This window comes from Cellulomonas gelida (genome assembly GCF_006538725.1).
GTDB classification, from domain to species: Bacteria; Actinomycetota; Actinomycetes; order Actinomycetales; family Cellulomonadaceae; genus Cellulomonas; species Cellulomonas gelida.
The window spans coordinates 1-13058 of sequence record NZ_BJLQ01000058.1 but is presented as its reverse complement, the minus strand read 5'-3'; the positions used below and the strand labels follow the sequence as shown (position 1 = coordinate 13058).

The following is a 13058-nucleotide window of genomic DNA, read 5'->3' as shown; positions in this document are numbered from 1 at the left end:
CCAAGCGCAGTCTGACCCGCTATGCACCCCGCGACCCAGCGGTGGTTCCGGCTCTGGCGCGGGATGGCCGGAGCAAGTGCTGGCTGGGGCCGGCATGCACCCTGCGACCCAGCGCTTGCTCAGGCTCTCGTGCGGGGTCGCCGGAGCAAGCGCAGTCTGACCCGTGCCGAGGTCGTCGGGCCCGACGACGGGCTGTAGAGGCTATGCACCCCGTGACCCTGCGGTTGTTCCGGGTCTGGCGCGGGGTGGCCGGAGCAAGTGCTGGCTGGCCCTGTACGCACCCCGTGACCCTGCGGTTTCTCCGGTTCTGAGGCGGGGTCGCCGGAGCAGGCGCTGGCTGGGCAGGGGGTGCGCCCCGTGAGCCTGCGGTTGTTCCGGTTCTGGGGCGGGATGGCCGGAGCAAGTGCTGTCTCGTGGAGAGGGTGGACCGGTGAGGGCCGCGGGGAGTGGGCAGTGGGGGGTGGAGTTCGCCCGGTGGGGGTGTGGTGCGGGCGGCGGCGGAGTGGTGACATGGAGGGGTGAGCCCGACCACCGGGGTCCCTGCAGCGCCCGCTACGGTCGAGGCGCAGGTGGCGGCGCTGCGCCTGGCGGTCTCCGCGACCATCCCGCCCCGCCTGCCGGACAACCTGTTGATCGGCACATGGAACCTGCGCGCGTTCGGGGACGTGAGTCCCACCTGGAAGGCCACGGCGAAGTCGTCGCCCAAGCGTGACTGGGCGGCGGTCGCGGCGATCGCCGCCGTCGTCGAGCACCTGGACGTCGTCGCGCTGCAGGAGGTCCGGCGCTCGACGAGCGCGCTGCGCTTCCTGCGCTCGCTGCTCGGCCCGCACTGGCGCGTGCTCGCCTCCGACGTCACCGAGGGCAACGCGGGCAACGGTGAGCGCCTCGCGTTCCTCTACGACTCGACGCGCGTGGAGCCGTCGGGGCTCGTCGGGGAGATCGTCCTGCCGCCGGCGGTCAACCACCCGGCCGCGCAGTTCGCCCGCACCCCGTACGCGGTGGGCTTCGAGCGGGTCCTGCCCGATGGGCCGGTGTCGTTCGTCCTGACGACCGTGCACGTGCTGTGGGGCAGCCCGCAGGCGCGGCTGGTCGAGATCGAGCAGTTCGCGCAGTGGATGCGCCGATGGGCCGAGCGCAACGACGACTGGAACACCAACCTGCTGGTGCTCGGCGACTTCAACCTCGACCGCCTCGGCAACCCGCTCTACGACGCGTTCGTCTCGACCGGCCTGTGGCCGCCGGCGGAGCTCAACGACCTGCCGCGCACCATCTTCGACGACGACCGCGACCGGCACTTCTACGACCAGGTCGCGTGGTTCTCCGACCCCGGTGGAGCGTCGATGCTCGAGGCCATGACGTACACGAACCGCGCGGGGGGTGTCGACTTCCTCCCGCACGTGTTCCCCGGGCTGACGCGCACGGAGGTGTCGTGGCGCATCAGCGACCACTACCCGCTGTGGGTCGAGTTCCGGCTGGGCTGAGCGCGCGTCACAGGAGGGTCGGGCACGGCCCGACGATGAGCGGCTCGCCGATCGGGCCCGCGTCCGGGCCCGCGCTGTACCGGTGTGCGACGACGAGGCCGGGCAGCCGGGCGTCGGACGCGAGCACGACGACAGCGTGGTCGGCGCCCAGCGCGGCAGCGGACTCGTCGGACGGGAGCGCCCCGAGGCCGGGGACCGCGACACCGCCGTCGGGGTCGAGGGCCACGATCCAGCCGATCGCCGCGCGCACCCCGAGGCCGTCCTCGACCCAGCGCTCCGCCTGGCCGAGTGCCTCGTCGGGGCTCATCCGGAACCACTTCACGTGGACGTTGGTGCCGTCGTCGCGCATCGCGAACGGGGTCGGGCCGTCGGACAGTGCCGTGGTCAGGCCGCGGTCGAGCGCGCGCAGCGCGAGGTTCTGCACGTCGACCGAGGGGACGAACGGCAGCTCGGTCGGGGTGCGGTAGCGCATCACGGGCTCGTCGGCCCGGTCGGCCGCGCGCGAGCGTCGGCGCCGCGTGCCGTCGTCCGGGTCCGTGGTGTGGCCGGAGTCTGTGGCGGTGGCACCGGCGGGCACCGGCTCGGCGACGGCGTACTCGTCGGCCGCGTGCCGCGAGAGCGATCCGGTCTCCGGGACAGGCGGCGCGCTGACGGGATCCGCGGGGGCGTCCGGGACCGGCGCGGCCTCGGTGTCGGCGGCCCAGGCGTGCTCGCCCGGCACGGGCGGACGAGGTGTCGGCACGACGGCAGCGGCATCCGCAGCCGCGAGGTGTGCGGAGGCCGCGGTCACGTAGCGCGTGAGCCACGCGGCGTCCACGGCCACGTCGGACTCGTCGTCGGACGACGCCCCGCCGTCGAGGTGCGACGAGTCGGCGCCCTCGGCCCAGCGCCGGTGCAGGTCGGCGAACGGCACCACGGCGGCCGAACCGTCTGCGGACAGCAGCGCGGGGGAGGCCTGGCCGACGACGTGCAGCACCCAGCGCGCCGCGGGCGCACCCGCGAGCACCAGGTCGCCGACGCCCACGGCGATCGACGAGATCATCGGCCCCGGGTCGGGCCGGCCGGCCTGCGGGGTGCGCACCCAGGCGGTGTGCGCGGCCTGCAGCAGGTGCCCGAGACCGTCGAGCGTCCCGACGGGCGCGCCGCTCGACGCGAGGTGGCCGCGGAGCCGGTCGAGGTGCTGGTGCTCGGTCTCCGTGAGCTCGCGCATCCCGGCGGCCGCGGGGGCGGCAGGCCCGGCCGTCGGCGTCTCGGGCGCGCGGACGTTGGTCATACGTCCACGATCGGTCCGACGGCTGTCGGTCTTGAGCGGCGCCCCGCGGTTTCAGCCGGACGGAGGGTGATCACGCGGGTCGTGGCGTCGTCGTACCGGTCGTCGTGCCCGTCCGACCGTGCGCTGACGTGTGGCGTTGCGCCGGATTCGTCCGACGGGTCACACTCGCCCGATGGTCCGACCGACGCCACCGGCGACACGCCGCCGAGCCGCGGTGGCCGCGGCCGTCGTCGCGGTCGCGCTCGTCGCGGGCGTCGGGGTCGGCCTCGGGCTGCAGCGCAGCCAGGACCACGCGCGGCTGCAGGCGGAGGCGAGCGCGTCGGCCGAGGTCGCGGCGAGCGCCCGCGCGCAGGACACCGCCGCGTACGGGGCGGCCGTGGCGCGTGCGGGGCGCGAGGCGGGCGCGGCGGCGCGAGGTGCCGCGCGTGACGCATTGCTCGCGGCCGTCGAGCAGGGCAACGAGACGCTCGCCGCGAGCGACGGCGAGGTCGCCGACGGAGCCGTGCGCGACACGCTCGCCGAGGTCCTGCAGCGGGCCAAGCACGCGCTCGAGTCGACCCCCGCCGCGTCGGCGACCACCTCGTCGGAGCCGGCCGCCGACGGCGAGTCGGCAGCGGCGCTGCGGACGCTCGCGGCCGAGGTGCTCGCCGCGCAGAAGGCGGTGCAGACGGCGCACGACGAGTGGGTCGCCGCACGCGCCGAGCAGGAGGCGCGCAAGGCGGCCGAGACGCAGCGCCCCCGCGCGCCGGGCGGCGGCTCGGGCGGCGACCGGTGCGAGACGACGTACGACGGCCCGCCTTTCTACACCTCACCGCCCACCCGCGGCGGGGACGGCTCCAACGGTCGGCTGCCGGAGTCGATGCTGCAGGCCACCTCCTGGGGCGTCGACCCGAAGGGCACGCGCTACTGGCTGCGTACCGAGGCGACGCAGGCGCTCGAGCGGCTCAACGTGGCGTTCCGCGCGACGTTCGGGCACGACCTCGACCTGGACCTCACGTACCGCGACTTCGACACGCAGACCGCGATGCGCAAGGCGCTCGGGTCGATCGCCGCGGTGCCGGGGACCTCGAAGCACGGGACCGGCTACGCCCTCGACGTGCCCGAGCTGCCCTGCGAGTACGGGTGGGACACGCCGCAGCGTGCGTGGCTCGTCGCGAACGGCCCGTCGTACGGGTGGGTGCAGCCGTCGTGGGCGTTGCGCAACGGCAGCAACCCGGAGTACTGGCACTACGAGTACGTGGGCTGACGCCCGACGAGATCCGAGGGGACCCGACGAGGCGGCTCAGTCGCCCGACGACGCGTCCGGCTTCTTGGCGCGGGACGGCTGGACGCGCGGTGGCTCGCCGGGCATCTTCGGGTACTCGGGCGGGTACGGCAGGTCGCCGTGGCCCTCGTCGTGCTCCTGGCGCTCGGCGAGCTCGAGGAGCGAGGCGATCGAGAACCGCCCCGGCGCGTGCGCGGCGAGCGGCGCGAACAGGTCCCCGACGGACGCGAACCGCGCGGGCATCGTCGTGACGTCGAAGTCGTCGGGGTGGACGTCGGCGACCTCGTCCCAGGTCAGCGGCGCGGAGACGGTCGCGCGCGGGTTGGACCGGATCGAGTACGCCGACGCGATGGTGCGGTCACGGGCCATCTGGTTGTAGTCGACGAAGATCTTGGCGCCGCGCTCCTCCTTCCACCACTTCATGGTGACCTCGTCGGGCAGGCGGCGCTCGAGCTCACGGCCGAACGCGATGGTCGCGCGCCGCGCCTCGACGAAGGTCCAGCGCGGCTCGATGGGCACGAACACGTGGATGCCGCGCCCGCCGGACGTCTTGGGCCAGCCCTCCAGCCCGTGCTCGGCGAGCAGCTCGCGCACGTGCGGGGCGACGCGCGCCGCGTCGGAGAAGTCGGTGCCGGGCTGCGGGTCGAGGTCGATGCGCAGCTGGTCGGGCCGGTCCACGTCGTCGGCCGTGACGGGCCACGGGTGGAACGTGAGCGTCCCGAGGTTGGCGGCCCACGCGACGACGGCGAGCTCGCTCGGCGCGACCTCGTCGGCGGTGCGTCCCGAGGGGAAGCCGATCCGCGCGGTCCGGACGTAGTCCGGCGCGCCCGCCGGGACGCGCTTCTGGTAGAACGCGTCGCCCGACGAGTCCGCGCGCGTCGCGAGCTTCGCGCCCTCGAACACGCCCTTGGGCCAGCGCTCGAGGGTCGTGGGCCGGTCGAGCAGGGCCGCGAGGATGCCGTCGCCCACGGACACGAAGTAGCGCACCACGTCGAGCTTCGTGAGCCCGCGGCCGGCGAAGTAGACCTTGTCGGGGTTGCTCACGCGCACCGCGCGGCCGCGGACGTCGATCTCGGTCGCGGGTGTCGAGGACGGCATGTGCCCCAACCTAGGGGCGAGCAGTGACGCGCGTCACCCGCTAGTGGAACGATGCCGTCGTGCCCTCGCAGCCCCCGGTCACGCCGACCCCGGCCACGGGGACCGCCGCGGTACCACCGTCGCTCACGACGCGCGAGCGGGATCAGCGTGCCGTTCACGGGGCGCGAGAGCCGATCGTCGGGCACCCTGTTGCGGTGGGCGAGGTGAGAAGCATCCGGAGCGCAGCGAGCGTGCGCAGGCGTGGCGCGAGCGTGCGCGAGGAGATGGTCACCCGTGCGGAGCCGCTCGCACCGCGCACCGCGCGCCGCTGGGTCATGCAGGTCGCTGCGGCGGCGGGCGTCGGTGGCGCCGCCAACCAGATCGCCGAGCTGCTCACGGGCGAGCTCGTGGCCAACACCGTGGTCCACGGCCCGGCCGGGCTGCCGGTGGTGATCCGCGTGGAGGTCGCGGGCAGCGTCCTGCGGGTCGAGGTCGAGGACCGCGGCGGGGGCCAGCCGGTGCTGCGACGCACCGAGCCGACGGCCGCGCACGGGCGCGGGCTCGCCCTCGTCGACGCGCTCGCGACGAGCTGGGGGACCACCCACGAGGGCGGTCACACGACGGTCTGGTTCGAGGTCGACGACGCCTGAGGCACTCCTGGGGGGTGTCGTGACGCATCCCACGCAGGTCGCGGCGGCTTTTCGCCTCATTCGCTCCGCGCGCGCAGGCTCCCTTTCGCGTAGTTTCGCACTCGGGGGCCGACGAGGAAGGACCACCGATGAGCGACAGCGAGAGCACCACGCGGACGGCACGGCTGCCGCAGGTCACGGCCGAGGTCCGTGACGACGGGACCGGGCAGATCTCCATCGACGGGGTGATCGAGCGGATTCGCATGGCCAACCTCCAGGAGGCCGGCGCCGCGATCACCGAGCGGATCGCGGCGATCGCCGGTGAGGTCGGCGAGCCCGTGCCCGTGCAGGTGCGCGACCCCGACGGCATGTGGTCGCTGCTGATCCACCCGGACGGGCTCGTCGACGAGGCGCCGGCGGACGGCGCCGCCGCGCTCACCGGCCCGGGCCTGAGCGTGCCGGACACGCTCGCGGGCGTCGACACGGCAGGGCTCGAGGACACCGACCTGGGGGTCGGCGGTACGCGGGCGTCGGGGACGACGAGCGGCGCACGCGGTGCCACGGGCGGCACGACGAGCGGCGGGTCGTCGACGACCTCGTCGTCCGACGCGTCCACGCCGTCCCCCGCGGCCACGTCCGCGCCGTTCGACCCGTCCGCGTCGACCGCCCCTGCGTCGGGCAGCGCGACCGGGACGTCGACCGAACCCGCGACCGACGCGGGACCCGACCGTGCGGCCGGCACCGCCGCGGCCGACGAACCCGCCGGCGCGCGCCTCGGCGCCGCCGCGACCGCGGCCGCCCGCCAGGGCGAGCGCGCGTCCGCAGCGACGCTCCCGACGCTCGACGACCTGCTCGCCAAGCGTCACCCGGCCTCCGCCGGACCCGCCGAGCACGGCTGGCGCGGCGGGCTGCGCAAGGTCACGTTCGGCGCGATCAAGCCCGGCCCCGGCCGCGCCGAGCGGCAGCGCCGCGTGCAGACCGCCGCGGTGCGCCGCACGTTCGACGGGCCGCGCACGGTCGTCGTGCTCAACCCGAAGGGCGGCGCGCACAAGACCACCGCGACCATGCTGCTCGCCGCGACGTTCGGGCTGCAGCGCGGCGGGTACACCCTCGCGTGGGACAACAACGAGACGCGCGGCACGCTCGGCTGGCGCTCGGCCCACACCGAGCACCAGCACACCGCGGTCGACCTGCTGCAGGCGCTGCCGTCGCTGGGCGGCGCCGCCACGGTCCGAGTGGGCGACCTCGACGGCTACGTGCGCACGCAGACCGACGAGCAGTTCGACGTCCTGGCGTCCGACGAGAACGCCGCGTCGGCCGCGTCGATGGACGCCGAGGCCTTCGGTGCCCTCCACCAGGTGCTCTCGCGCTTCTACCGCGTGATCGTCATCGACACGGGCAACAACATGCGCGCGTCGAACTGGCAGGCCGCGGTCTCGGCCGCCGACCAGGTGGTGATCGTCTCGACGATCCGCGAGGACACCGCGCAGTCCGCGGCGTGGGCGCTCGACGCGCTGCGCGCCACGGGGAACGACGACGCCGTGCGCCGCGCCGTGACGATCCTGTCGGCACCGGACCGCAAGATCGACAAGGACCTGCGCAAGCGTCTGCGCAGCCACTTCGGGGCGCTCACGCGCGCCGTCGTCGAGGTGCCGCACGACCCGTCGCTCGTCCCGGGCGGGCCCATCGACTACGAGTCCCTGCGTCCCGCGACGCGCGACGCGTGGCTGCGGGCGACCGCGATCGTCGCCGACGGGCTGTAGGCCGCGCACGTCTCTCGAGAGCTTCCGGGTCACGTGCAAGAACATGTGGTGCGGGGACACAGAGGGGTGCAGGGTGCGCTGTCGCGCGCCCGTCGACGGTCACGACGAGACGGGGAACCAGTGGTGCCGCGCAACGAGCCGCCCGAGGACGCGATCGACCAGCTGGAGCGGGTCGAACCTGCGTCGGACGAGCCCGCCGCGGACCAGCCCGGCACGAACGATCGCGCCGCGGACCCGTCCGACGAGCCGGACGCTGGGGGTCCCGGCGGCGACGAGCTGAACGCCGACGAGACTGGCTCCGACGAGCTGAACTCCGACGAGACTGGCTCCGACGAGCTGAACTCCGACGAGACTGGCTCCGACGAGCTGAACTCCGACGAGACTGGCTCCGACGAGCGCGGGACCGCTGAGGGCGACGACGACGTGCTGCCGGGTGACGGCACCGGTGACCGGGTGCCGCGCACCGGACCGCGTGACGCGCCGTGGTTCACCGCGCTCGTGCGCGCGCACGAGCGCGACGTGCACCGCTACCTCGTGCGCCGCGCCGGCCAGGACGCCGAGGACCTCACCGCCGACGTGCTGACGATCGCGTGGCGCCGCCGCGACGACGTCCCCGAGGGCGCCGAGCTGCCGTGGCTCTACCGGACCGCGGGCTTCGTGCTCGCCAACCACCGCCGCAAGGGCCGGCCGATCCCGGTCGAGCACCTGCCCGAGATCGTCGACGAGGACGACCCTGCGCTGCGGGCCGTGAACGACGAGCGGGTCCGGCTCGCTCTGGGCGCGCTGAGCCCGCGCGACCGGCAGATCGTGCTGCTCAACGCCTGGGAAGGTCTGACGGGACAGGCGCTCGCGGACGTGCTCGGAGTGGGCCGTGGGGGAGCGGACGCCGCGCTGAGCCGCGCCCGGGCCCGCCTCGCGACCGCGTGGGCCGGTGCGTCGGACTGAGCTCGTCGGACTGAGCTCGTCGGACTGAGCTCGTCGGACTGAGCTCGTCGGACTGAGCTCGTAGGACTGAGCCCGTCGGGCTACGCCCTGCAAGACCGGCACCCACCCCGACACGAAGGGGGTGGAAGGGCGCTCCCCGGCGCTCGGCAGCACACCCCCGTACGCCCGAAGCCTCAGGAGGACCGGTGAACACCCAGAAGCCGGACGACCGCGACGTCGATCCCCAGCTCGTCGACGACGCCTTGGCGCGCGTCGCGGCGGCTGACCCCGCAGCGCACGCGGTGCTCGACACCGAGCGTCTGCACGCGACGCTCGCCGCGACCACGGGAGTGCAGCTCCCGACCGACGAGCTCGCCGCGGCCCGGTCCCGCCGACGCCGGACGCGCTGGCTGCAGGCCGCCGCAGCGGTCGCCGCCGTGGCGGTCGTCGGCACGGGTGGGTACGCGATCGGCGCGGACGGCAACGGCTCGTCCGTCGCACCCCCGATCTCGCTCGGCAGCAGCGAGGGCGCCCGCGACACGGGTGCCCCGGCGGCCGAGGTCGCCGGCGGCGCCGGCATGATGTCGAGCGACGCTGCCCGGACGATGATCGGGTTCGGCGGGCGCCAGGTGTTCCACGCGAAGGGCCTGTCCGACGACGGCGGCTCGCAGGCCGCGTGGGGCTTCGACGCCGCGAGCGTCTACTCCGAGGCGACGCTGCAGCGCGCGGCCGACGTCTTCGGTGTGACCGGCGACGTGACCCGCGAGTACGGCCTGTCGATCGGCACGCTCGACGGCTCGGGCCCGAACGTGAGCCTGTCGCCCGACGGTCAGGCGAGCCTGTCGTTCTACGACCCGACGCGTGACCCGTGGTCGTGCGAGACGCTCTCGGCCCCCGACGAGCCCAACCAGTCCAAGGACGACGGCCTCAAGGACGACGAGGCAGGGTCGGCCTCTGGCGACGGTGTCGACATCGTGCTCGGCGACGAGACCTCGCCCGCAGCGGACTGCGCCGGCGACCCGCCCTCGAAGTCGTCGGCGATCGCGACCGCCAAGGACGCGCTCGCCGAGCTCGGCCTCGACACGGACGCGTTCACGTTCGACACGAGCAGCGACTCGCAGGCGAGCACCAACGTGACCGCGACGCTCGTCGTCGACGGCCAGTCCGCGAACGTGACGTGGACGTTCCTCGTCATGGCCGACGGCCTGCAGTCGGCCTACGGCCCGCTCGCGCCGCTCGTCGCGCTGGGCGACTACGACGTGGTGAGCCCCGCCGACGCGGTCGAGCGGCTCAACGACCCGCGGTTCTCGAGCTTCTCGAGCGGCGTGTGGCCGATGGCCGCGAACGCGCGCGGTGCCCTGGAGGGCGTGGACGCCCTCGAGTCGGACTCGTCGGACACCGCGGTCGCCCCCGAGGAGCCGGGCGTGCCGCCCACACTGCACGCGGGCGACCCGATCGCGTGGCCCGTCCAGGACGTGACCATCACCGGTGCGCGCCTCGGCGTCGCGCTGCAGTACCTCGACAACGGCGCGGCAGCGCTCATCCCGGCCTACGAGCTGACCGACAGCACGGGTGGCTCGTGGAGCGTCATCGCCGTGGTCGAGGACCAGCTGGATCTCTCGAGCTGAGCTCGGGCGCCTGAACCGGGTGACGTCACTCCCCGGGACGGGCATGGACGCGAGGTCGGCCGACGCGGAGGGGCGTCGGTCGGCCTTTCGTCGTCCCGGGGCGCTGCTCTGTCGCCGTGGCCCACTGCGCTGTCGCCGGCCGCTCGGTTGTCTGGCCCAGTGCTCGGTCGACGCGCTGCGCGGCGGTGTGCGCGCTAGCGTGGCGCTCGTCGGAGGGAGGCCACCGTGACCACGGCACTGGTGGTGCTGGTCGTCGGTCTGCTGCTGTGCTTCTACGGGATCCGGTCGGTGAACCTGGCGCTGGTCGCGGCGGGGTTCGCGCTCGGGTTCCTGGTCGCCGAGGCCTTCGGCGCGGACTCTTGGACGCAGCTGTGGGTCGGGCTCGGGTCCGGCGTGCTCGTCTGGATGCTCGTCTCGCTCGTGTTCCGGTTCGCGACGTTCGTGGTCGGGCTCGCGACGGGCGCCGTGATCGGGGCGAAGCTGTGGTCCGCGCTCAGCGACCCGGGCACGAGCGCGCTGCTCGGCGTCGTCCTCGTGCTGACGACCGCGTACACCTCGGCGCTGCTCGCGGAGAAGTACGCGCGGCGGGCCCTGCTGTGGTTCACGGCGCTGGGTGGCGCGAGCGTGATCCTGTCCGGCGCCGCGCTGCTGTGGCCCTCGGCGCTCGGGTTCCTCGCGGAGCCCGACGACGGCTGGCAGCAGACCGTCATGCTCGTCGTGTGGCTCGCTGTGGCCGGCAGCGGCTGGTACGTGCAGCGTCAGCTGTTCCGCGAGCGTCTGGGTCTGCCCCCGAAGCCGCCCAAGCCCCAGCCCGCCCCTGCCTCGACCCCGACCGCGTCGGCCGCGCCGCCACCCGCGCCGCCCGCCGCCGGCTGACAGCTCACCGGCTGACCGGCGGGACGCGAGTCGATCCGGGGCGGCGTCGGCGGGGGCGTCTCGTCGGCCGCGGCCCTACGGTGTGGACCATGGCTGGTGACGGCAGGCTGCTGCTCCTCGACACGGCGTCCCTCTACTTCCGCGCGTACTTCGGGGTGCCCGAGTCCGTGGGGCGTGCACCGGACGGCTCGCCCGTGAACGCGGTGCGCGGGCTGCTCGACATGATCACGCGGCTCGTCACCGACCGGCACCCCACGCGGCTCGTCGCGTGCTGGGACGACGACTGGCGGCCCGCGTTCCGGGTCGCGGCGATCCCGTCGTACAAGGCGCACCGGGTGGTGGCGGAGGTCCCCGCGCCCGGCGGGACGACGACGAGCGTCGAGGAGGTCCCGGACACGCTCGCACCCCAGGTCCCGGTGATCGCCGAGGTCCTGGCCGCCCTCGGCATCCCGCGGCTCGGGGCGCCCGGGTTCGAGGCCGACGACGTGATCGGCACTCTCGTCGCCCGCGAGGCCGCGCGGCCCGCCGACGAGCGCGACCCGGTCGACGTGATCACAGGCGACCGCGACCTGTTCCAGCTCGTCGACGACGACGCGCGCGTGCGGGTCCTGTACACCGTCAAGGGCATCAAGGACCTCGAGGTCGTGGACCTCGCGCGGCTGCAGGAGCGGTACGACGTGCCGTCGGGGGCCGCGTACGCGGACATGGCGGCGCTGCGCGGCGACCCGAGCGACGGGCTGCCCGGCGTCGTGGGGATCGGCGAGAAGACGGCCGCCTCGCTGATCCGCCGGTACGGCTCGCTGGCCGGCGTGCTCGCCGCGCGCGACGCGGGCGACAAGGGCCTCACGCCGACGCAGCTGCGCCGGCTCACCGAGGCCGCCGACTACCTGGACGTCGCGCCGACGGTCGTGCGCGTCGCGGCGGACGCTCCCGTCGCGGCGGTCGACGACCGTCTTCCGACGACGCCCGCGGACCCCGACGCGCTCGTCGCGCTGGCGGAGCGCTGGGGCCTGTCGTCCCCGATCACCCGCCTGGTCACCGCCCTCACCCCGTAATCCTCAGCCGAGCATCCCGCCCAGCAGCCCCGCCGAGCAACGCCGACGCGCAACGCCGACGCGCAACGCCGACGCGCAACGCCGACGAGCCAGCGAGTGCTCCGGCTCCGGGACCGGGAGGCCGGAGCAACCGCGGGGTCGCTGGGCTGGGGGACCGGGTCGGTCAGGGGCGGGTCCAGAGGTGGTCCGCCAGGCGGTGCCAGCCGTCCCCCGAGGTCGGGGCGGCGTCCTGCGCGGTCAGGAGGACGACGTCGCGACCGTCGAGGTCGGTCGTCGTCAGCGAGAGGTGCGCGTTCGGACCGCCGCAGGCCTGGGCGGGGAGCTGACCGTCGAGGACCGTGACGAGGCAGACCGCGCCGGACTCGTTGAGCGCGGCGTAGTGGCTGCCCCACTCGGACGTCCCGAGCAGGCGCGTGCTCGACGAGAGCACGGTGAGCGAGTCGAGGTCGGCGCCCGTGAGCGTGTCGGCGGCCGTCTGCGCGGCTCCGAGCGCGGGCACGATGCTCTCCGGCGAGGCCGCCGCGGTGGGGGCGTCGCGTGCGGCGTTCAGCCACACCAGGCCCAGCGCGACGAGCACGAGCGCGATCAGCGAGGCCACCAGCCCCCACGCGCGGGAACGTCGGAGGGGTTCGGTGCCCGCGTCGCCGAAGTCACCGAACGCCTCGCCGATGTCGAGGTCCTCGAACGTCGTCATGCCCGCACCATCGGCACGTCCCGCCCGGGACATGAGACGAATCGCCCTGATGGGTGCAACCCCACCCCACCCTCACCCCGTCCACCGCACCACCTCCACCTGCTCCGCCGGACTGCCCGGTCACGAACCAGCGACCGCTCCGGTCTCGACGCGCGTTGGCCTGAGTGAGCGCTGGGTCGCTGGTTGGTGCTGGCGCGAGCCAGCGACTGTTCCGGGCTCGGTGCGCGTTGGCCTGAGCAACCGCTGGGTCGCTGGTGGGTGCTGGCGCGGGCCAGCGACTGCTCCGGGTTGGGTGCGCGGTGGCCTGAGCAGTCGCTGGGTCGTGGGTGCCGGGAGGGGCGGGGTGGGATGCGGACGGGGTGTCGTGGCGGTGGGGCCGCCACGACACCCCGTC

The 13058-nt window shown here is 74.6% G+C and carries 11 protein-coding genes and 1 pseudogene; 8 read left to right on the top strand and 4 right to left on the bottom strand.

What is annotated here, in order from left to right; genetic code table 11:
- Nucleotides 1–518: 518 nt before the first annotated feature.
- Nucleotides 519–1481: an endonuclease/exonuclease/phosphatase family protein gene (locus CGE01nite_RS15920; protein WP_141371683.1), complete on the top strand. Its 963-nt coding sequence runs from the start codon at nucleotides 519–521 to the stop codon at nucleotides 1479–1481.
- Between the two features lie 7 nt (nucleotides 1482–1488).
- Here the strand turns inward: CGE01nite_RS15920 and CGE01nite_RS15915 are convergent, their stop codons facing one another.
- Nucleotides 1489–2754 carry a hypothetical protein gene (locus tag CGE01nite_RS15915; RefSeq protein WP_141371682.1) on the bottom strand — a complete coding sequence of 422 codons (1266 nt, stop codon included), beginning with the start codon at nucleotides 2752–2754 and terminating at the stop codon, nucleotides 1489–1491.
- A 172-nt stretch (nucleotides 2755–2926) separates the two neighbouring features.
- On the opposite strand from CGE01nite_RS15915, the gene CGE01nite_RS15910 reads away from it, so the two are divergent.
- Nucleotides 2927–4000: a M15 family metallopeptidase gene (locus tag CGE01nite_RS15910; RefSeq protein ID WP_141371681.1), complete on the top strand. Its 1074-nt coding sequence runs from the start codon at nucleotides 2927–2929 to the stop codon at nucleotides 3998–4000.
- Between the two features lie 36 nt (nucleotides 4001–4036).
- Here CGE01nite_RS15910 and ligD read toward each other — a convergent pair whose 3' ends face one another.
- Entirely contained in the window at nucleotides 4037–5116 is a 1080-nt protein-coding gene (gene ligD / locus CGE01nite_RS15905) for a non-homologous end-joining DNA ligase (protein ID WP_048344122.1), read from the bottom strand.
- Between the two features lie 230 nt (nucleotides 5117–5346).
- On the opposite strand from ligD, the gene CGE01nite_RS15900 reads away from it, so the two are divergent.
- Together CGE01nite_RS15900 and CGE01nite_RS15895 are read left to right on the top strand one after the other, a co-directional pair.
- Entirely contained in the window at nucleotides 5347–5745 is a 399-nt protein-coding gene (locus tag CGE01nite_RS15900) for an ATP-binding protein (protein WP_255318534.1), read from the top strand.
- A 128-nt stretch (nucleotides 5746–5873) separates the two neighbouring features.
- A complete protein-coding gene (locus tag CGE01nite_RS15895) occupies nucleotides 5874–7487 on the top strand; it encodes a MinD/ParA family ATP-binding protein (RefSeq protein ID WP_141371680.1) in 1614 nt (537 codons plus the stop codon).
- A 99-nt stretch (nucleotides 7488–7586) separates the two neighbouring features.
- On the opposite strand, the pseudogene CGE01nite_RS17575 reads toward CGE01nite_RS15895, so the two are convergent.
- A pseudogene (locus tag CGE01nite_RS17575) lies at nucleotides 7587–7823 on the bottom strand (hypothetical protein); the annotation flags it as partial.
- Between CGE01nite_RS17575 and CGE01nite_RS17505 the strand changes: the two are divergent.
- The 4 genes from CGE01nite_RS17505 to CGE01nite_RS15870 all read left to right on the top strand — a co-directional run bounded on the left by CGE01nite_RS17505 (nucleotide 7764) and on the right by CGE01nite_RS15870 (nucleotide 11970).
- Entirely contained in the window at nucleotides 7764–8432 is a 669-nt protein-coding gene (locus CGE01nite_RS17505) for an RNA polymerase sigma factor (protein ID WP_371857597.1), read from the top strand. The pseudogene CGE01nite_RS17575 and the gene CGE01nite_RS17505 sit on opposite strands and share 60 nt — an antisense overlap.
- A 185-nt stretch (nucleotides 8433–8617) precedes the next feature.
- Nucleotides 8618–10039 carry a hypothetical protein gene (locus CGE01nite_RS15880; RefSeq protein WP_141371679.1) on the top strand — a complete coding sequence of 474 codons (1422 nt, stop codon included), beginning with the start codon at nucleotides 8618–8620 and terminating at the stop codon, nucleotides 10037–10039.
- Between the two features lie 225 nt (nucleotides 10040–10264).
- Complete coding sequence (locus CGE01nite_RS15875) at nucleotides 10265–10915, top strand: DUF4203 domain-containing protein (RefSeq protein ID WP_141371678.1); 651 nt, start codon at nucleotides 10265–10267, stop codon at nucleotides 10913–10915.
- An 89-nt stretch (nucleotides 10916–11004) separates the two neighbouring features.
- Nucleotides 11005–11970, top strand: a complete 966-nt coding sequence (locus CGE01nite_RS15870; RefSeq protein ID WP_141371677.1) for a 5'-3' exonuclease — start codon at nucleotides 11005–11007, stop codon at nucleotides 11968–11970.
- A 163-nt stretch (nucleotides 11971–12133) separates the two neighbouring features.
- On the opposite strand, the gene CGE01nite_RS15865 is transcribed toward CGE01nite_RS15870, so the two are convergent.
- Nucleotides 12134–12664, bottom strand: coding sequence for a hypothetical protein (locus CGE01nite_RS15865; RefSeq protein ID WP_141371676.1), 531 nt, complete (start codon nucleotides 12662–12664; stop codon nucleotides 12134–12136).
- Between the last annotated feature and the right edge of the window lie 394 nt (nucleotides 12665–13058).

What these genes read in the sequence shown, in the direction of transcription:
- CGE01nite_RS15915 (WP_141371682.1), bottom strand. Translation starts at nt 2,754, where the DNA reads ATGACCAACGTCCGCGCGCCCGAGACGCCGACGGCCGGGCCTGCCGCC.
- CGE01nite_RS15910 (WP_141371681.1), top strand. Translation starts at nt 2,927, where the DNA reads ATGGTCCGACCGACGCCACCGGCGACACGCCGCCGAGCCGCGGTGGCC.
- ligD (WP_048344122.1), bottom strand. Translation starts at nt 5,116, where the DNA reads ATGCCGTCCTCGACACCCGCGACCGAGATCGACGTCCGCGGCCGCGCG.
- CGE01nite_RS15895 (WP_141371680.1), top strand. Translation starts at nt 5,874, where the DNA reads ATGAGCGACAGCGAGAGCACCACGCGGACGGCACGGCTGCCGCAGGTC.
- CGE01nite_RS15870 (WP_141371677.1), top strand. Translation starts at nt 11,005, where the DNA reads ATGGCTGGTGACGGCAGGCTGCTGCTCCTCGACACGGCGTCCCTCTAC.
- CGE01nite_RS15865 (WP_141371676.1), bottom strand. Translation starts at nt 12,664, where the DNA reads ATGACGACGTTCGAGGACCTCGACATCGGCGAGGCGTTCGGTGACTTC.